Here is an 18,141-nt window from a genome sequence, read left to right as displayed (position 1 = left end):
ATGCTCAGCGATGCAGCCAGACGCGCAGCAAGGAGAGAAGCTGATCAGTGTTCACCGGTTTGGCGATGTAGTCGCTCGCGCCGGCTTCCAGACATTTTTCACGGTCGCCCTTCATCGCCTTTGCCGTGAGGGCGAGGATGGGCAGGTGGCGGAACTCTGGCTGCTTGCGGATTTCACGCATGGTTTCATAACCGTCCATCTCGGGCATCATGATGTCCATCAGCACCATTGCGAGGTCTTCGCTGGATTTGATGAGTTCAATGGCCTGCCTGCCGTTGGTGGCGCTGATGACCTCCATCTCCTGGTTCTCAAGCACGGTGGAGAGGGCGAAGATGTTGCGGGCGTCATCATCCACGATGAGGACCTTGCGGCCGCGCAGCACCTCATTGGTGCTGTGCAGGCGCTGGAGCATCTGCTGCTTCGTGTCCGGCAGGTCGGACATCACACGGTGCAGGAACAGCGCCGTTTCATCCAGCAGTCGCTCGGGGGACTGGACGTCCTTCAGCACGATGCTTTTTGCCATGGTGCGCAGCCTTGTCTCCTCCTCGGAGGAGAGGTCCTTGCCCGTGAAGACGACCACAGGGACATCCCGCAGGCTGGGTTCCTCCTGAATACGGTCCAGCAGATCGAAGCCCGTCATGTCCGGCAGGCGCAAATCAAGCACGCAGCAGTCAAAGTGGCGGTCGAGCAGGGACTGGTAGGCCTCCTCTCCGCTGCCAACTGTGGTGATCTCAATGTCATCGTGACCGAGAAGTTCAACGATGCTCATGCGCTCCGTGTCATTGTCCTCGACCACCAGCAGGCGCTTCGTGCGCGGAGCCACGAAGGTCTTGATGCGGTCAAAAGCGTTTTCCAGGTCTTCCGTCGTCGCAGGTTTCACCAGATAGGAGAAGGCTCCGCGCGAGAGGCCATGGCTGCGCTCCTCCTCGAGGGTGATGATCTGCACCGGGATGTGCCGCGTTTCCGGGGCGAGCTTGAGGTTGTTCAAAACCGTCCAGCCGAGCATGTCCGGCAGGAAAATATCGAGCGTGATCGCAGTTGGCTGATACTGCCGTGCGAGGGTCAATGCCTCATGGCCGCGGGTGGCCACCAGCCCCTTGAAGCCCTTGTCCCGCGCCAGGCCCAGCAGCACCCGGGCATAATGCGGATCGTCCTCAACAATCAGAGCCGCCAGGTCACCTGGGACCACGCTGGAACGGTCGTCATCGATTCGTTCATCCCGCGTGGCAGCGACCGGGAGTGCGATGGATGACGGCAGGGGCGTGCGTTGCGGGCTGGCTGACGCTGGCGTGGCCGAAGCCGGTCCGAAGTAGATGAGCGGCAGATAGAGGGTGAAGGTGCTGCCTTCGTTCGGTGTGCTGGACAGGCGGATTTCGCCGCCAAGCAGGGAGGCAAGCTCACGTGAGATGGCGAGGCCCAGCCCAGTGCCGCCGTATTTTCGCGAGGTGCCCGCATCCGCCTGCTGGAAGGCTTCAAAAATGAGGCGCTGCTTTTCAGGGGCGATGCCGATGCCCGTGTCCGTGATGCCCAGGGCAATGACCGGGCCGCGGTTCAGGCTGGGGTGATCCGGGCTCCAGCCGTCCGCTGCGATCTTGACCGTCATTTTCACCTGGCCGGAGGCGGTAAACTTGAAGGCATTGGAAAGAAGGTTTTTGATGATCTGCTGCAGGCGCTTCGAGTCGCTGGTGAAGGCAAACGGCAGGCCGGGATCGAACTCGAGGATGAAGGGAAGGTTCTTGCTTTCCGCGATGTGCCGGAAGCTGCGCTCAACGGAATCCCGCAGGGAGTTGAAGCTGATTTCCTCCGCATCCACCGACACGGTGCCGGACTCGATTTTGGAGAGGTCGAGAATGTCGTTGATGAGATTCAGCAGGTCGGAACCGGCGGAGTGGATGTTGCGGGCAAACTCCACCTGTTTCGGATTGAGATTTCCCGCCGCGTTTTCCCCAAGCTGCTGACCGAGAATGAGGATGGAATTGAGTGGCGTGCGCAATTCGTGCGACATGTTGGCCAGGAACTCCGATTTGTACTTCGAGGTCAGGGCGAGCTCCGCAGCCTTCTCTTCCAGCGCGCGGCGGGCCTGCTCGATTTCCTTGTTCTTGCGCTCCACTTCGGCGTTTTGATCCGCGAGTTCCTGCGCCTTCTGCTCCAGCTCTTCGTTTGTCTGCTGGAGCTCCTTCTGGCCGGACTGCAGTTCCGCCGTCAGCTGCTGACTTTGCTGCAGCAGGCCCTCAGTGCGCATCGTGGCCTCAATGGTGTTGAGCACCACGCCGATGGACTGGGTAAGCTGTTCGAGAAAGTTCAGATGCCCGTCAGTGAACGGATGCATGGCGGCGAGTTCGATCACCGCCTTGGTCTGGCCTTCATACAACACCGGGAGCACCACCACGTTTGCGGGCTGGGTGCTGCCCAGGGAGGAATGGATCGGGGTGTAGTCTTTGGGGACGTTCGTCAGCAGCACGCGCTGTTTTTCACGGGCGCACTGGCCGACGAGACCGTCGCCGATGTCGATCTGCTCGGGAAGGTCTTTTTCGTTCGCGTAGGCGGCAAGGCGTTGCAGGCGCGGGTTTTCTTCGTCGCCCGAAGTGAGCTGGTAAACTGTGCCCTGCTGCGAATCGACCAGCGGCGCCAGCTCGGACAGGAGCATCTGACCCACGGTGTAAAGATCGCGCTGGCCCTGCAGCATGCGCGTAAACTTCGCGAGGTTCGTTTTGAGCCAGTCCTGCTCCTTGTTGCGCTCCGTGGTCACGCGCAGGTTGTCGATCATCGTATTGATGTTGTCTTTCAGCTCGGCCACCTCACCGCGCGTTTCCACCTGAATGGACCGGGTCAGGTCACCTTTCGTCACCGCCGTTGCCACTTCAGCAATGGCACGGACCTGCGTGGTCAGGTTGGCGGCAAGGAGGTTCACGTTGCCGGTCAGGTCTTTCCACGTTCCGGCTGCACCAGGCACGTTTGCCTGGCCGCCCAGTCGTCCTTCCACGCCCACTTCACGTGCGACGTTTGTCACCTGGTCGGCAAAGGTCGCCAGGGTGTCGGTCATGTTATTGATCGTCTCGGCAAGCGCGGCCACCTCGCCCTTGGCTTGCACGGAAAGTCGCTGGCGGAGGTTGCCGTTCGCCACGGCTGTCACCACCTTCACGATGCCGCGCACCTGGTCGGTGAGGTTGGCCGCCATCACGTTCACCGAGTCGGTCAAATCCTTCCATGTTCCCGCCACGCCCGGCACCTGGGCCTGGCCGCCGAGCTTGCCTTCCGTGCCCACTTCGCGCGCCACGCGCGTCACTTCGGAGGAGAAGGCATTCAGCTGGTCCACCATCGTGTTGATAGTGTTTTTCAGCTCCAGAATTTCGCCCTTCACGTCCACCGTGATCTTGCGGGACAAGTCACCACGAGCCACGGCGGTCGTCACTTCAGCGATGTTTCGCACCTGGTCCGTCAGGTTGGTGCCCATGGCATTTACGGAGTCGGTCAAATCCTTCCATGTGCCCGCCACACCGGGCACCACAGCCTGCACCCCGAGACGGCCTTCGGTGCCCACTTCGCGCGCCACGCGCGTCACTTCGGAAGCGAATGATCGGAGCTGCTCCACCATTGTGTTGATGGTTTCCTTGAGCTGAAGAATTTCACCGCGCACGTCCACAGTGATCTTGCGGGAAAGGTCGCCGTTCGCCACGGCGATGGTCACTTCCGCGATGTTGCGCACCTGGCCGGTGAGGTTGGAGGCCATGGAGTTCACGTTGTCGGTCAAATCCTTCCACGTGCCGGCCACACCGGACACCTGGGCCTGGCCGCCGAGCTTGCCTTCCGTGCCGACTTCACGTGCCACCCGGCTCACTTCCGAGGCAAAGCCATTGAGCTGATCGACCATCGTGTTGACGGTGTTTTTCAGTTCCAGAATTTCCCCCTTCACGTCCACCGTGATCTTTCGGGAAAGGTCTCCCTTCGCGATCGCCGTCGCCACGTCCGCAATGTTGCGCACCTGACCTGTAAGGTTGGACGCCATCGAGTTCACGTTGTCCGTGAGGCCCTTCCAAGTTCCCGCCACGCCCGGCACCTGCGCCTGGCCGCCGAGCTTGCCTTCGGTGCCCACTTCACGCGCCACGCGCGTCACTTCGGAAGCGAATGAGCGGAGCTGCTCCACCATGGTGTTGATGGTTTCCTTGAGCTCAAGAATTTCACCGCGCACGTCCACCGTGATCTGCTTGGACAAGTCACCGTTCGCCACGGCAATGGTCACTTCCGCAATGTTGCGCACCTGCGAGGTGAGGTTGGAGGCCATGGAGTTCACGTTGTCGGTCAAATCCTTCCACGTGCCGGCCACACCGGACACCTGTGCCTGACCGCCGAGCTTGCCTTCAGTGCCCACTTCGCGGGCGACGCGGCTCACTTCGGAAGCGAAAGCGTTCAGCTGGTCAACCAGCGTGTTGATCGTGTCCTTCAGCTCCAAGATTTCCCCCTGCACGTCCACCGTGATCTTGCGGGACAAGTCACCGCGAGCCACAGCGGTGGTCACTTCGGCGATGTTACGCACCTGCGCCGTGAGGCTGTTGGCCATGGAGTTCACGTTGTCGGTGAGGTCTTTCCACGTGCCACCCACGTCAGGCACCTGGGCCTGGCCGCCGAGCTTGCCTTCCGTGCCCACTTCGCGCGCCACGCGGCTCACTTCGGAAGCGAAGGCGTTGAGCTGGTCCACCATCGTGTTCATGGTTTCCTTCAGCTGCAAAATTTCCCCCTTCACGTCCACCGTGATCTTGCGGGAAAGGTCTCCCTTCGCGATCGCCGTTGCCACGTCGGCGATGTTACGCACCTGTCCGGTGAGGTTGGACGCCATGGAGTTCACGTTGTCCGTCAAATCCTTCCATGTGCCGGCCACACCGCGCACCTGGGCCTGACCACCGAGCTTGCCTTCCGTACCCACTTCGCGCGCCACACGGCTCACTTCCGAGGCGAAACCGTTCAGCTGGTCCACCATGGTGTTGAGGGTGTTCTTCAGTTCGAGAATTTCTCCTTTCACGTCCACCGTAATCTTTTTGGAAAGGTCTCCATTCGCCACAGCGGTCGCCACTTCCGCGATGTTGCGAACCTGCCCCGTGAGGTTGGATGCCATGGAGTTCACGTTGTTGGTCAGGTCCTTCCACGTTCCAGCGACGCCTCCCACTTCTGCCTGGCCACCGAGCTTGCCTTCCGTGCCCACTTCACGCGCTACGCGGCTCACTTCCGAGGCGAAGGCGTTGAGGCGGTCCACCATGGTGTTGAGGGTGTTCTTCAGTTCGAGAATTTCTCCCTTCACGTCCACGGTGATCTTACGGGACAAGTCACCGGAGGCGATGGCCGTGGCCACGTCGGCGATGTTTCGCACCTGGTCCGTCAGGTTGTTCGCCATGAAGTTCACGTTGTCGGTGAGGTCTTTCCACGTTCCGGCCACACCCTGCACCTGTGCCTGACCGCCGAGCTTGCCTTCCGTGCCCACTTCGCGCGCCACGCGGCTCACTTCAGAGGCGAAGGCGTTGAGCTGGTCCACCATGGTGTTCATGGTTTCCTTGAGCTGCAAAATTTCCCCCTTCACGTCCACGGTGATCTTGCGGGAAAGGTCTCCCTTCGCGATGGCCGTAGCCACGTCAGCGATGTTACGCACCTGTCCTGTCAAGTTGGACGCCATCGAGTTCACGTTGTCGGTCAAATCCTTCCACGTTCCCGCGACACCGCCCACTTCGGCCTGACCACCCAGCTTGCCTTCCGTGCCCACTTCGCGGGCCACGCGGCTCACTTCCGAGGCGAAGGAGTTAAGGCGGTCCACCATCGTGTTGATGGTGTTTTTCAGTTCGAGAATTTCCCCCTTCACGTCCACCGTGATCTTGCGTGACAAGTCACCGCGTGCCACCGCCGTCGTCACGTCAGCGATGTTTCGCACCTGGCCGGTGAGGTTGGAGGCCATGGCGTTGACGGAGTCGGTCAGGTCTTTCCACGTTCCCGCCACACCGGACACTTCCGCCTGACCGCCGAGCTTGCCTTCCGTACCCACTTCGCGCGCGACGCGCGTCACTTCAGAGGAGAAGGCGTTGAGCTGGTCCACCATCGTGTTGATGGTTTCCTTGAGCTCAAGAATTTCACCCTTCACGTCCACCGTGATTTTACGGGACAAGTCACCACGTGCCACCGCCGTCGTCACGGCCGCGATGTTACGCACCTGCGCCGTAAGGTTGGAAGCCATGGAGTTCACGGAGTCCGTAAGGTCCTTCCAGGTGCCCGCCACACCAGGCACCACGGCCTGACCGCCGAGACGTCCTTCCGTGCCCACTTCACGCGCCACGCGCGTCACTTCAGAGGCGAAGGAACGCAGCTGGTCCACCATCGTGTTGATGGCTTCCTTGAGCTGCAAAATTTCACCGCGCACGTCCACCGTGATCTTCTTGGACAAGTCACCGGCAGCCACCGCAATGGTCACGTCCACGATGTTTCGCACCTGTGCTGTCAGGTTGCCCGCCATCTGATTCACAGATTCGGTGAGGTCCTTCCACACGCCCGACACACCCTTCACCTGGGCCTGGCCGCCGAGCTTGCCTTCCGTGCCCACTTCGCGCGCCACACGTGTCACTTCAGAGGTGAACACGGAGAGCTGGTCGATCATGCGGTTCACCAGTTTCGCGGAGTGCAGGAACTCGCCCTCCAGCGGCCGGCCATCCACTTCGATGGCCATGGACTGCCCGAGATCGCCCTTGGCCACGGCACCGATCGCGCGCGTCACCTCCGTGGTCGGGCGCACCAGGTCGTCCATCAGCGTGTTCAGCGCCTGCACTTCGTCCGCCCATCCACCGATCATCCCCGTCACTGACATGCGCTGGCGCAGTCTTCCTTCCTTGCCCACCACGCGTGCCACCCACGCCGCCTCGTGCGCGCGGCGTTCGCTCATCCCGAGCACGTCATTGAACGCATCGGCGATCTTTCCACGCACACCTGTCCAGCCTTCAGGCAGACGCATGGTGAAGTCGCCTTTGCGAAAGGCCAGCATGGCTGCCAGAAGTTCCAGCTCCCAGTCTTCCCCGGTGCTGTGAGTTCCATTGGACAATTCAGGATTCCGTTTGGAAGGAGAAACAGAAGCGCGCTTGACTGGAGCGGCAGGTGAGAGCGTTTTCGTTTTTGCCATGGTGGTAGAGCGTAAAGGTTAGAGCCTCTTGCTTCACAGTGGCTATCAGGCCGTATCCTGATTGTGATGTCAGCCTTAATTCAATCAGGGTATCCCTGATTTATCGTATGTTTGACCGCTCGCCCAAAGTGGCCTAGAAGGGATCTGTGGCTCACCAGGATCTTGAACCAGTCATTCGGATTTTTCTTTCCCGATATATTCGGTCGATCGAGGAACTGGAGATATTGCTGCTGATTGCTCGGGAACCTGGCGGCACATGGACGGCCAAGCGGGTCTATGATGCGATTCTGAGCACCCCGGCATCGGTCGAGCGCTGGCTTAACGAGCTGGCGGGGCATGGACTGGTGGAAAAATCTCCAACCGGTTTTCGAGGGTGCAGCGATGCCGAATTGAGCTCTCAGATTGACCGGCTTGATGCGGCCTACCGAACCTCACCCGTCCGCATCATTGAGGCCATCTACAGACCGCAGAACAGTGCGGCGCAGAGTTTTGCCGACGCCTTTAAACTCAAAAACACCGATCCAAGCCCATGATAGGTCCGGTCATATACATGCTGTGCACGCTCACCAGCCTCGGTGCTGCGGTGCTTCTGTGGCGCGGTTACCGCCGCAGCCGCCAGCGTCTCCTTTATTGGAGCGCGCTGTGCTTCGCCATCATGGCCGTGTCCAATGGCCTGCTCATCCTCGATCTTGTTGTTCTTCCAGACGTCTATCTTCTTCCATGGCGCAGCGGGGTCAACCAGGTGGCCCTTCTGGTCCTCATCTACGGTCTCATCTTTGAATCCGACTAGCCATGATGCTCAACTCCATTTTAGCTGGCGCAGCCATCGTCAGTCTTTTTGTTATCACCCTGTTTTTTCTCCGCTTCTGGAGCCGCACGCGTGATCGTTTGTTCCTGTTTTTTGCCGGCGCTTTTGTGTTCATGATGATTGAGCGCATCGTCCGGGCGGTCATGGGCGTGGAAAATGAGTGGGCGCCGTATGTTTACCTGATCCGGCTCGCCTCCTTCGTTCTGATCATCATCGCCGTGGTGGACAAAAATCGCCGCACCTGATGCCGCGCATCATTTCGAAGTGGCCACAGGAAGGGCGATGATGAATTCAGCGCCCTTGCCGGTGCTCTCCGCCAGCGTGATGCTGCCATTCATGACATCGACAAGGCGCTTCACGATGGAAAGGCCCAGTCCGGTGGACGGCTCGTCTCCGGTTGGCTGGGCGCTGAGCCGGCCATAGCGCCTGAAGAGCTTGGTGCGGTCCTCCTCCGTGAAGCCGGGGCCTGTGTCGCTCACGTGGCATTTTGCCATGCCTGCCATCGGGCGGTGCACCTTGACCGCCACCTCTCCTCCTTCAGAGGAAAACTTGATGGCATTGGACACCAGGTTTTCAAGTGCCTGCGCCACACCCTCCGGGTCTGCCTCCACCATCACCGGCGTTTTGGGCACCTGCAGGGTCAGGGTGATCTTCTTTGCCTGAGCCGCAGGCTGCTGATTGGCGGCCACTTGGGAGGCAACATCGCAGAGATTCATCTGCACGTGCTTGAGGTGGAGCTGCTCGGCGCGTTGATTTGCCAGGAACTCCTGCATGAAGGCCAGCATGCGCTCGGTGGCATGAACGATGTTGTCCACCAGGGGCACGTACCTCGGGGGCAGCTCGCTGTTTTTCGTCTGCAGCAGGCCGGCGCTGAGGCGCATGCCTGCGAGGCTGTTTTTCAAGTCGTGGGCCAGGATTCCCAGGATCTCGTCCTTGTCCTCCGCCAGGGCACGAAGACGGTCTCTGGCCTGCTTGAGCGCAAGCTGGGTGCGTACGCGGGAGACGAGTTCCGCGCGGTTGAACGGCTTGGTCACGTAGTCCACACCGCCGGTCTCCAGCGCCTGCACCACGATGTTTTTGTCATCGTCTGCTGAGAGAAAGATCACTGGAATGTCGGCCCATAGAGGGTTGTTTTTGATCTGCCGACACGCGGCCAGCCCGTCCACATCCGGCATCATGACATCGAGGAGGATCAGGTCTGGCGTGCCTTTGGCGAGATGGTCGAAGGCCTCTCCTGCATTGCTGGCGAGGAGGATGTTGTAACGCATCATCGAGAGCACGTTGCCCACCGCCCGGAGGTTCACTTCCTGGTCGTCCACGATGAGGATGGTTTCAAGAGGCGGGGTGTTCATGCACGTGGTCCCTGAGAGATGAAAATGTGTGCTGCGATTTCCAAGCGGGTATTAAATTCAGTTATTGGTAACCGAAAAAAGAAGAACCCGGCGATTCTTTATTTACAAGTAGGAATGAGACAGGGTTTCCCTGATTAGGGCATCCCTAAAGATCCCCATTCCCGGGCTTTGCCGTGCAGAGATTCGTGAACCGCACTTAATCGCCATCTTGTGGTGCTGCATTGCTCCGTCATTTGAGCACCAAGGTGCCGCTGGCCGGACTCGAACCGGCAAGGGAGTTACCTCCCAGCAGATTTTAAGTCTGCTGTGTTTACCATTTCACCACAGCGGCGTGGGAATGCTGCGCCGCGAGTCTAGCCTCAAAGAGGCGGGGCTCAATAGCTGAAAATCTCGCCGTCCTTGAAAAAGCGCTTCAGTTCCACAGCCGCGGCTTCCGGGGAGTCGGATGCGTGGACGACATTGGTCATCTTGTCCGAGCCGAAATCACCGCGGATGGTGCCCTTCGGAGCTGCTTTGGAATCTGTCGGGCCCAGGAGGTCGCGCACATGGGAGATGATGTTCTCTCCGCTGATGGCCACGGCGATGACCGGCTTGCTCTTCATGAAGCTTGCCACGTCGGGGAAGAAGGGCTTGTCGGCGATGTGAGCATAGTGCTCCTTCAGCAGCTCGTCCGTGAGCTGGATCATCTTGCAGCCGCGGATGCGGAAGCCTTCGTCTTCGAGACGCTTGAGTACTTCGCCGTTGATGCCGCGTGCGACGCAGTCGGGCTTGAGCAGGATGAGGGTGGTTTCTTGAGCCATGAGTTCTTGGGGGGAAAGGGCGCGCACACTGCGGCCCTCCGCCGCATCCGTCAAGGCTGGGAATGTTTTGCCAGATCAAAAGCCCGGCGCTAGGGTCCGGTGCTCCCACCCCTGCGTCATGCCCGCGCGCTCCTTTGCTTTCTTCGATCTCGATCACACACTGCTGCCATTCGACACGCAGGCACTGTTCTGCAATTTCGTGCTTAAACGGGAACCCTGGCGTGTCTTTCTGCACGCCTGGTTCGTGCCCGTGGCCCTGGCCCGAGCCTGCCGTCTTGCCAGCACGGCCACGGCCAAGCGTGCCTTTTTGGGCTATCTGCGCGGCATGCCACGTGAGCGGCTGGCGGATTATGCCCGGGAATTTGCCGAGGTCTGCGTGCCGAAATGGGCCTACCCCTCTCTTCGCGCCGAAGTGCTGCGCCACAAGCACCAGCACCGCGTGCTCGTCCTCAATACCGCCAGCCCTGATTTCTATGCGCACGAGATCGCCCATGCGCTGGGATTTGACTATTGCGTCGCCACCCGGTTTGAGATCGGGAAAAAGGTTCCCGGCATGCCGGGACTCGTGACTGGCAACAACAAGCACGAAGCCAAGATCGCCGCCATGGAGGCCGCCGTGCCCGGCCTGACTGAACTGACTGAAAAAGAACGCGCCAACTGCTGGAGCTACTCCGACAGCGCGGCGGACCTGCCCCTGCTGGAGTACGCCGGCTTTGGCGTGCTGGTGCATCCCTCCCGAAGCCTGGCCGCCATCGGTCGCCAGCGTGGCTGGTCCATTCTCCATCCCAAGCGGCCCTACAGCACCAAACTGGGGGATATGTTCCGCGTGCTGCTGCAGATGTTCGGACTGCATCCGGAGTGAAGCGGCTCTTGCTCAACCCGCAGAAGGACTTATGATCGCGCCGGTCTGGCAAAATGCACCCGTAGCTCAGTGGATAGAGCAGCCGATTTCTAATCGGCTGGTCGCAGGTTCGATCCCTGCCGGGTGCACACCTTTTCTTGGATGTGCCACTCCCGGGCGGATTACCTTTTTTTAGTCCGGATCAGGGGGAGTGCCATCCGGTCCAGCGGGCTGGAGGTCCAGCGGCCCTCGAACTGAGGCAGGATCATGACGGCCTGGCGTTCGGGTCTGGGCGTCACGGAGAGTTTGAAGGGCCGGAACGTGGGCAGATTGGGCTGACCGGGACTGGGTTTTGAGCTTTGGCCCCAGTTGTTGCCGGCGGGATCCGAACTGATGGATACGTCCGGAGGGAAGTCATTCCATGTGCTGTTGAACATCTGGATCACTCGTCCGCGCGGGTCGGCCCAGCCGATGCGCCCCTTTTGTGCTTCCAGCCGAAAATGAATCTGCGGACGGTCCGCCTCCTCTTCAGAGATCTCACTGCAGAAGATGACGCGGTATTCTCCAGGGGCCAGTATCAGGGCAGGGGAACCAGGCTTCATCTGCGCTCCCAGGCGGTCTTCAAAAAATTCCCGGCCTTGACCTTGATAATGGATGAGTTTCCAACCGGTGAGATCCACGGGCTGGGTTCCCGGATTGTGCACCTCGATCCAGTCGGGCGTATCGCCACGGCCATTGCGAATCGTTCCCGTGTTTTTGGGCTGGATCTCGGTCACAACGACTGGCGGCTCAGGGCTGGCGGGCATCCAGTCTTCAAAATCCCACGGCGTGTGGTCAGTCCACTCAAACGCCGCGCCGGCCTTTGACTGCACGCCACCCGTCCACACACTTGAGCGGATGCCATGCTCTTCGAGGAGGTCTTTCAGCTGCTGCATCTCTGCGGCGGAATGCACGCTGGCCAGCTCCACACCGGGCATGTTCTGCGCCTGCAGCCAGGTCAGGCGGCTGTTCAGCAAAGAGAAGGTGTCATTCAGCTTCACGACCGAGAGGTTGTGCAGCGGTTGTACTCTGGTGGCCGGGATTTTTTGCAGGACCTGCCTGTTCACTTCATCGATCAAATAAATGAGCGCCGCAGTGATGATCACCGTGGTCATCATCGAAACCACCGGTCTCTGCGCGATGGCCCGCTGAATCGCCGGCTTGGTAATGCGGTCGGAGGCTTTTTTGACCGCATGGCTGAGATCAGCCGCAGACTGGTAGCGATCCTCCGGCTTTTCACGCAGCGATTTGGTGATGATTTTGTCGAGCATCTGCGGGCTGCCTGCTGCCTTGGACGGCGGGTCAAACACGCCCACTGGAAATCTCCCCGTGATCATTTCGTACAACGTCACACCGACGCTGAAGATGTCCGCCCGATGATCCAGTTCACCGCTTCTGCTCCGCTGTTCCGGTGCAGCGTACACGGGTGTGCCCATGATCAGCGTGCTGCGGCTCTGCGTAGTCGTAACACTCTCTGTCTGCACCAGTTTGGCCAGTCCAAAATCAGCTACGCGCACATTGTTGCGCGCATCGATCAGGATGTTTGTGGGCTTGATGTCGCGGTGGATCACACCGTTGTCATGGGCGAACTGCAGTGCTTCACAAACTTGTGTCACCACCTCCAGCGCGCGCGGCAGCGGCAGCGGCTGCTGCTTCATGATTTCAAACAGAGACGTGCCCTCCACGTACTCCATCACAATATAGAGATGTCCCTGCTCATTGCGGCCAAAGTCATACACTGCGACGATGTGCGGATGCTGCAGCCGCGCCAGCAGGCGTGCCTCGCGGTGGAAACCGTCCACAAAGACTTCGTCCTGGCTCAGGTCAGGAGGCAGGATCTTGACCGCCACACGGCGTTCGAGCGAATTTTGCATCGCTGAATAAACTGCGCCCATTCCACCGCGATCAAGAAAACGGAAACCGGTGTAGCCGGGAAAGAAGGGCTCCAGATCCTCGGCCAGAGGAGGCTCCCAGTCGGTGGCCTGTCCACCCAGCACGCCATCCATCAGGCCGATCGGATTCAAACCCAGCATCGCAGAAGACTTCGGATCGTTGATAGTGTGGTCACTGGCTTCGCGCCCAAGTGGAGTCGAACTCATCTTTTAGAGGGATTCGTAGGAGGATTTTTTCAACGCTGAGGTTGTGGCCATGACGGGATGCACACGTTCTCTGAAGTGTGCCTTTGATTATGCAATTTCACTTCAGGGTGTGACTTTTTTTCGTTCAATTCACTTTGGCCTGCGTATAAGCATGCTTTGATCAAGTGACACATGGCAAAAAATCCTCCCACCCATCATGGTTCATTCCCGGTCACACGGTGGAGCATGGTTCTCGCATTGCGCGAGGGCGGAAATCTTAGCGCAGGCAGGCTTGCGCTGGATGAGCTGTGCAAGATCTATTGGGGGCCGATCTATTCGTATGCGCGCTTCCAAGGACTCTCTCCCGCAGATGCGGAAGATCTCACGCAGAGCTTTTTTACCTTCGTTCTTGAGAAAGCATTATTCACCACCGCAGACGCCTCCCTGGGCAAGATGCGGAACTACCTTCTCACCGCCTTCGGCAGGCATATCAAGCACTGGCAGCGGCAGTCGTCTGCGTTGAAGCGCGGCGGCGGGAAGGAGATCCTTTCCATCGAGGCCTCCCAGGCCGAGGACGAACTGGCCATTCAGGCGCCAGACCATCGCACACCGGAGTCCATCTATCAGCGCATGTGTGCGTTACGCATCATTGAAGCGACGGTGGAGCAACTGGCCAGGGAGCAGGAGGACGCGGGTAAGAAAGAGCAGTTCCAGCTGCTGCGTCCCCGGCTGGACCCGACGCTTGCGGGTTCAGGCAATGACGCGGAACTGGCGGTGCGACTGGGCATGACCCATGACGCAGTGCGCCAGGCCATCTCACGTCTGAGAAAACGCTTTCGGGAAATCATGCGGGAGCTGGTGGCTGGTACGCTGGCGTCCCCTACCGAGGAGTCCGTACAGGAGGAGCTGACCGCCCTCCGGAATGCCTTGGTCAGCCGCGAGTAGCCCCTGTGGGGTGGTGCTTTGGAAATAATCCTGTCACAGGTTTTCGCCACTTGGTTACTAACTGGCAGCAGACGGCGATCTTGTCCGCCAGCTTAACTCCAAAAACATCAAACTACTCATCATCCACTTCAAATGAACGCACTTGCCATCACCACCCTTGGCACCAACATCCTGCGCTTTACGATGCCTTTGGCCGCTTCCTCCAGCGACTTAACCAGCAAGTTCAGCGGTATCATCAACATCCTCAACCTTGTGGGCCTGGTGCTTGCCTTCGGCGGCCTTCTTTTCTCTGCCGTCATGTTCATGATGGGCAACACTGAGCGCGTGCTCTATGGACTGGTGGGCGCCGGCATCGGCGGTCTCGCCTTCATCATCACCAAGGTCATGTTCTCCACAGCCGGCGGTTCCAGCGATGTGGACTCCATCGACATGGGCAGCGGCAACTAGCCCCGTCACTTCAGAGCTTCTTCTCCCTGATGGATCACAGTGATCCATCAGGGACGGAGTTCTGCGGTTGCATTCCGGCCTCTCATTTTTATGGAGCAGCAAGGCGTCAAATTGCACGAGACCAACGAAGGTCGCGACTCCCAGCAGGGAATCGCGGGCTTCGAGGGTGCCAATGCCCTGTGGTTCATGCTCGCCTTTGGGATGGCCATGCTCATTTTTCGCAATCTGGCCAGCTCGCCCGACTCGAGCATTCCCATGGCCCTTTTGTTTGCCTCCATCCCGCTGGTGCTGGTTTCCCTCTACTGCTTTGGTTTGAAGCAGGGGAAGCCACCCTCCTACGATGTGGAGCTCTTCGAGTGGCTGATAATCAAGGCCGCAAAGGCGCCCTACTTCTCCCCGAACAAGGTGGAGCCCATCGCCCTTCCCTGGGTGGATGATCCCGCCAAAGATCCCCACATTTAATCCTCCGGATGGCGAAGTTTATCAATTCCTACCTCGACGAGGATCTCATCATCTACCGCGGCCTGCAGCGCGGCGGAGCCATTGGCAGGGGCTATAACATTGAAATGCCTGACACGGAAAACACGGACGCATCCTGGCTGATGTCCCTCGAGGACAATCTGCGGGTGCTGCTGCGCATGATCCGCCCGGAACTGCGCCTTCAGGTTTCCTGGAGCGTGGACAGTGACTACCGCAAGGAATTGGAACGCTACCGTCAGAAGACAGAAGAGCTTCCACAGGATCGGTGGTCCACACGGCAGCGCGAGGAGCGCTACGAACGCTACGACAAAAAAATCCGCGAGCACAAGCTGCGCCGCGAACACCTGCAGTTCTTCTTCACCTCCAAGATCCAGGGCAAGGCCATGGGCGGCGGGCGGCAGTATTATGAGGAGCTGCTCCAGGCGGCGAAACGCGAGCAGGGGGAGCTGGAAGAGGCCCTGCGCCAGCAGTTCGGCAGCCTCGGCGGCCGTGTCATGCCCATGAGTGACATGGAGCACTTCGAGGCCTTCTATCGCTACTTCAATCCCAGCGCTTTCGAAAACGAATCCCTCAAGCTCGAAGATCTCTACGATCCCGGCAAGACTGTTTGCGAAATGTGTTTCAACAGCGAAGCCGCCCCCGTGCGCATGGGGTCCTCCACCTTCAAGATGGACGGCTTTTACCAGGGCATCTGCGTGGTCAAAAGCATGCCCAAGTTCACGTACATCGGGATGATGCGCACCCTCACGCAGCTCGATATTCTCGATTACCAGATCATCACCAACATCGAGGCAGGGGATGTGGAAAAGGACCGCATTGCCACGGAGGGAAAAGTGGCGCGCCTGGAGCGCGGCAAGATCACGCCATCCCTCGAAGCCACGCTGATCAAGCTGCGCACCCGCATCCGGCGTCTCAGCACCAATGAGGTCGTGCCTTATCGCATGCACCTCATCGTGCGGGTCTGGGACAAGGACTCGGATGTCTGCTCCAGCAAGCTTTCCGCCATTCGGAATTCCATCCTCAAGCTTGGCGGCGCTCAGTCCTACGAGCCCACGCTGCCCACCAGCGTGCGCAACTACTGGCAGCTCTGCATGCCCGGCTGGAGCTGGGCTAACTACAACGACTTCAAGCTCTACGTCGAAGACGTCAATCTCGCCGACATGCTACCCATCTCCAGCACACCCACGGGAGATCTCGAAGAGGCCGAGGCCATTTACGACGGCCCGCGCGGCGCCCTCGTGGGCACCACCACCTTTGTGGGCAAGGAGGGAGCGATGCGTCCGGAGCACGGCATCATGTTTGGTGCCTCTGGCGCTGGGAAATCCGTCTTCACCATCGATCTGCTCACTCAGACCGCGCCATACTACGACTTCACCGCCATCGTTGAAGAAGGCCTCTCCTACAATCTCTTCACACGTCTCTATGGCTGCGAGCCCATCATCGTTCAGCCCAATGGGAATCTGACCTTCAACTACTTCGACACCCGCGGCCTCCCGCTCAGTTCCGACCAGCTTGGTGGAGCCACCGCCGTCGCGCATCTCATGGCCGGTCCTCCGCCGGACATCGACAAGGACCGCATCCGCCAGGCTCTCCTCGCCAAGCAGATTGAGCGCCTTTACATCGACCAGTTTGAAACATGGGCCAGCCGCAATGCCGAGGGGCGCGCCGAGGCCGCCCGCCGCGTGGCTGTGGCTGACGAATGGCGCAAAAAGCGCATGCCCCAGGGCACCGTGCTGGCAGACGCCTGGATGGATTTCCGCAGCTACCTCATGGAGGGCGATGCGATGGCCGGCGAATTTGACCGCATGACCGTGGATCAGAGCCTGCTGGAAGACTTCATCAACAATCCCGGCAACCAGTGGGACATGATGAGCATGGCCTACACGCTCATGAAGGCGGAGGACATGCCCACCCACAGCCAGTTCGTAGAGCTTCTCAATCTCGAAAGCCGCCAGCGCCGCGCCCATCCGGACATCGGCCTTCTGCGCATGCTGCTGGAGCCTTGGAGCCGCACCGGCCGCTACGGCGCCATTCTGGACGGTGTGAACAATGTGAGCCTCAGCGGCAAAGTGGTCCACTTTGAGCTCTCCTACATCCCCGAGTCTGCCAAGGAACTGCGCACCGTCGCCGCCTTCCTCATCACCAATGACCTGCGCAAAGAGATCATGAGCCGCCCGCGTTCAACCCGCAAGCGTGTCATCCTTGAGGAGCTCTCCGCCTTCCTTGCCATGCCGGACGGGGACCGCATCACGCGTGAGTACTATGAGCGCATGCGCAAATACTCCTGCTGGGTCTTCTCCATCATTCAGCAGTTCGGACGCATCAAAGACCACCCCGTGCGCTCCTCTGTGGTTGGCAACTCCCGCGTCATGTACATGCTCAAGCAGCCCGACCAGCGGGATGTGGAAAGCATGAGCGAAGGCTTCCGTGTGCCTTCCATCACCAAGAAGCAGGTGACCAGCTTCCCGGATCCCTCGGAGATGAAGTCGGAACCCTATGGCTCGTTTGTTTATTATCATGAGGCCACCGGTCGTCCGCGTATCGCCATCGGCCGTCATCAGGCGTCCAAGGAAATGATCCTCGCCTCCGCCACCTCCGGGGAAATGTTCGAGCGCCAGAATGCCGAGCTCAAAAACTACGGCGGCGATGCCTACAAGATGATTCTCAGCCAAGCCAAATCGAAGAAATGAAAACGATCACACTCATCCTTCTCGCGGGCCTCACCATCATGCTTGCCTCCTGCGCCAACAGCAACGGCACCATGAACAAAGGTCTCATCGGCGCCGCTTCAGGTGGCGTTCTGGGTTCCATCATTGGCGATCATCTGCTCAACAGCAACAACGGCAGCAGCAACTCCTCTTCCACCACCTCGGCGGCTGGCACCACGACCAATAGCAGCAGCAGCGGCGGCACCAACAAGCACACAGGCCTCATCACCGGTGCGGCTGCGGGTTTCGCCGCAGGCGCCATCAGCGATGCCATGGCCACCAAGGAGGTGCAGCAGAAGTATCTCGACGGGTACAACAAGGGCCGCAGCGATGCCATCAAGGATCTGTACTGGCTCAAGCGCGATGCCGAGCGCCCCGGCACTGAAGGGGGCGTGCAGCGCCGCTACTACGAGGTCCCAGTGCCGGAGCATGTGACCACCGACGGCGTGCTCGTGGAGCCGCGCAAGGTCATCATCGAGGTTGTCGAATAATTTTC

The 18,141-nt window shown here is 59.6% G+C and carries 13 protein-coding genes and 2 tRNA genes; 10 read left to right on the top strand and 5 right to left on the bottom strand.

Annotation, left to right across the window (positions count from 1 at the left end; translation table 11 throughout):
• Positions 1–4: 4 nt before the first annotated feature.
• Positions 5–6,982 carry a HAMP domain-containing protein gene (locus tag ACILSR_RS01130; RefSeq protein ID WP_407073031.1) on the bottom strand — a complete coding sequence of 2,326 codons (6,978 nt, stop codon included), beginning with the start codon at positions 6,980–6,982 and terminating at the stop codon, positions 5–7.
• 311 nt (positions 6,983–7,293) lie between these two features.
• Between ACILSR_RS01130 and ACILSR_RS01125 the strand changes: the two genes are divergently transcribed.
• The 3 genes from ACILSR_RS01125 to ACILSR_RS01115 are packed head-to-tail and all read left to right on the top strand — an operon-like array spanning position 7,294 to position 8,200.
• Positions 7,294–7,680, top strand: a complete 387-nt coding sequence (locus ACILSR_RS01125) for a hypothetical protein (RefSeq protein WP_395747876.1) — start codon at positions 7,294–7,296, stop codon at positions 7,678–7,680.
• 17 nt (positions 7,681–7,697) lie between these two features.
• Positions 7,698–7,937 carry a DUF5985 family protein gene (locus ACILSR_RS01120; RefSeq protein ID WP_395747875.1) on the top strand — a complete coding sequence of 80 codons (240 nt, stop codon included), beginning with the start codon at positions 7,698–7,700 and terminating at the stop codon, positions 7,935–7,937.
• A 5-nt stretch (positions 7,938–7,942) separates the two neighbouring features.
• Positions 7,943–8,200, top strand: a complete 258-nt coding sequence (locus ACILSR_RS01115) for a DUF5985 family protein (protein ID WP_395747874.1) — start codon at positions 7,943–7,945, stop codon at positions 8,198–8,200.
• A 9-nt stretch (positions 8,201–8,209) separates the two neighbouring features.
• Here the strand turns inward: ACILSR_RS01115 and ACILSR_RS01110 are convergent, their stop codons facing one another.
• From ACILSR_RS01110 to ndk, 3 genes are all read right to left on the bottom strand, one after another.
• A complete protein-coding gene (locus tag ACILSR_RS01110) occupies positions 8,210–9,307 on the bottom strand; it encodes a response regulator (protein WP_395747873.1) in 1,098 nt (365 codons plus the stop codon).
• Between the two features lie 246 nt (positions 9,308–9,553).
• A tRNA-Leu gene (locus ACILSR_RS01105) sits at positions 9,554–9,638 on the bottom strand.
• A gap of 43 nt (positions 9,639–9,681) precedes the next feature.
• On the bottom strand, positions 9,682–10,107 hold the full coding sequence (gene ndk, locus ACILSR_RS01100) for a nucleoside-diphosphate kinase (protein ID WP_395747872.1): 426 nt from the start codon (positions 10,105–10,107) through the stop codon (positions 9,682–9,684).
• A 118-nt stretch (positions 10,108–10,225) separates the two neighbouring features.
• Here ndk and ACILSR_RS01095 point away from each other — a divergent pair, with 118 nt between their 5' ends.
• Positions 10,226–10,969, top strand: coding sequence for an HAD family hydrolase (locus ACILSR_RS01095; protein WP_395747871.1), 744 nt, complete (start codon positions 10,226–10,228; stop codon positions 10,967–10,969).
• 55 nt (positions 10,970–11,024) lie between these two features.
• Positions 11,025–11,097: transfer RNA gene (locus ACILSR_RS01090), tRNA-Arg, on the top strand.
• A 33-nt stretch (positions 11,098–11,130) separates the two neighbouring features.
• On the opposite strand, the gene ACILSR_RS01085 is transcribed toward ACILSR_RS01090, so the two are convergent.
• A complete protein-coding gene (locus tag ACILSR_RS01085; protein WP_395747870.1) occupies positions 11,131–13,086 on the bottom strand; it encodes a protein kinase domain-containing protein in 1,956 nt (651 codons plus the stop codon).
• A gap of 225 nt (positions 13,087–13,311) precedes the next feature.
• Between ACILSR_RS01085 and ACILSR_RS01080 the strand changes: the two genes are divergently transcribed.
• The 5 genes from ACILSR_RS01080 to ACILSR_RS01060 all read left to right on the top strand — a co-directional run bounded on the left by ACILSR_RS01080 (position 13,312) and on the right by ACILSR_RS01060 (position 18,136).
• Positions 13,312–14,010 (top strand): RNA polymerase sigma factor, encoded by a 699-nt coding sequence (locus ACILSR_RS01080; RefSeq protein ID WP_395747869.1) that lies wholly within the window; start codon positions 13,312–13,314, stop codon positions 14,008–14,010.
• A 132-nt stretch (positions 14,011–14,142) separates the two neighbouring features.
• Positions 14,143–14,457: a hypothetical protein gene (locus tag ACILSR_RS01075; RefSeq protein WP_395735972.1), complete on the top strand. Its 315-nt coding sequence runs from the start codon at positions 14,143–14,145 to the stop codon at positions 14,455–14,457.
• 90 nt (positions 14,458–14,547) lie between these two features.
• Complete coding sequence (locus ACILSR_RS01070) at positions 14,548–14,919, top strand: hypothetical protein (RefSeq protein ID WP_395747868.1); 372 nt, start codon at positions 14,548–14,550, stop codon at positions 14,917–14,919.
• A gap of 8 nt (positions 14,920–14,927) precedes the next feature.
• Positions 14,928–17,627, top strand: coding sequence for a hypothetical protein (locus ACILSR_RS01065; protein ID WP_395747867.1), 2,700 nt, complete (start codon positions 14,928–14,930; stop codon positions 17,625–17,627).
• A complete protein-coding gene (locus ACILSR_RS01060) occupies positions 17,624–18,136 on the top strand; it encodes a hypothetical protein (protein WP_395747866.1) in 513 nt (170 codons plus the stop codon). The genes ACILSR_RS01065 and ACILSR_RS01060 overlap by 4 nt, the downstream gene beginning before the upstream one ends.
• The last annotated feature ends 5 nt before the right edge of the window (positions 18,137–18,141 follow it).

It is taken from the genome of Prosthecobacter sp. (assembly GCF_044222565.1).
In the GTDB taxonomy this organism is placed as follows: Bacteria; Verrucomicrobiota; Verrucomicrobiia; order Verrucomicrobiales; family Verrucomicrobiaceae; genus Prosthecobacter.
This window is presented reverse-complemented; position numbering and strand designations above follow the sequence as displayed.

Coding starts and splice junctions, on each gene's coding strand:
- ACILSR_RS01130 (WP_407073031.1), bottom strand. CDS start 6,982: ATGCGTCTGCCTGAAGGCTGGACAGGTGTGCGTGGAAAGATCGCCGAT.
- ACILSR_RS01120 (WP_395747875.1), top strand. CDS start 7,698: ATGCTGTGCACGCTCACCAGCCTCGGTGCTGCGGTGCTTCTGTGGCGC.
- ACILSR_RS01115 (WP_395747874.1), top strand. CDS start 7,943: ATGCTCAACTCCATTTTAGCTGGCGCAGCCATCGTCAGTCTTTTTGTT.
- ACILSR_RS01110 (WP_395747873.1), bottom strand. CDS start 9,307: ATGAACACCCCGCCTCTTGAAACCATCCTCATCGTGGACGACCAGGAA.
- ndk (WP_395747872.1), bottom strand. CDS start 10,107: ATGGCTCAAGAAACCACCCTCATCCTGCTCAAGCCCGACTGCGTCGCA.
- ACILSR_RS01095 (WP_395747871.1), top strand. CDS start 10,226: ATGCCCGCGCGCTCCTTTGCTTTCTTCGATCTCGATCACACACTGCTG.
- ACILSR_RS01085 (WP_395747870.1), bottom strand. CDS start 13,086: ATGAGTTCGACTCCACTTGGGCGCGAAGCCAGTGACCACACTATCAAC.
- ACILSR_RS01080 (WP_395747869.1), top strand. CDS start 13,312: ATGGTTCTCGCATTGCGCGAGGGCGGAAATCTTAGCGCAGGCAGGCTT.
- ACILSR_RS01075 (WP_395735972.1), top strand. CDS start 14,143: ATGAACGCACTTGCCATCACCACCCTTGGCACCAACATCCTGCGCTTT.
- ACILSR_RS01070 (WP_395747868.1), top strand. CDS start 14,548: ATGGAGCAGCAAGGCGTCAAATTGCACGAGACCAACGAAGGTCGCGAC.
- ACILSR_RS01065 (WP_395747867.1), top strand. CDS start 14,928: ATGGCGAAGTTTATCAATTCCTACCTCGACGAGGATCTCATCATCTAC.
- ACILSR_RS01060 (WP_395747866.1), top strand. CDS start 17,624: ATGAAAACGATCACACTCATCCTTCTCGCGGGCCTCACCATCATGCTT.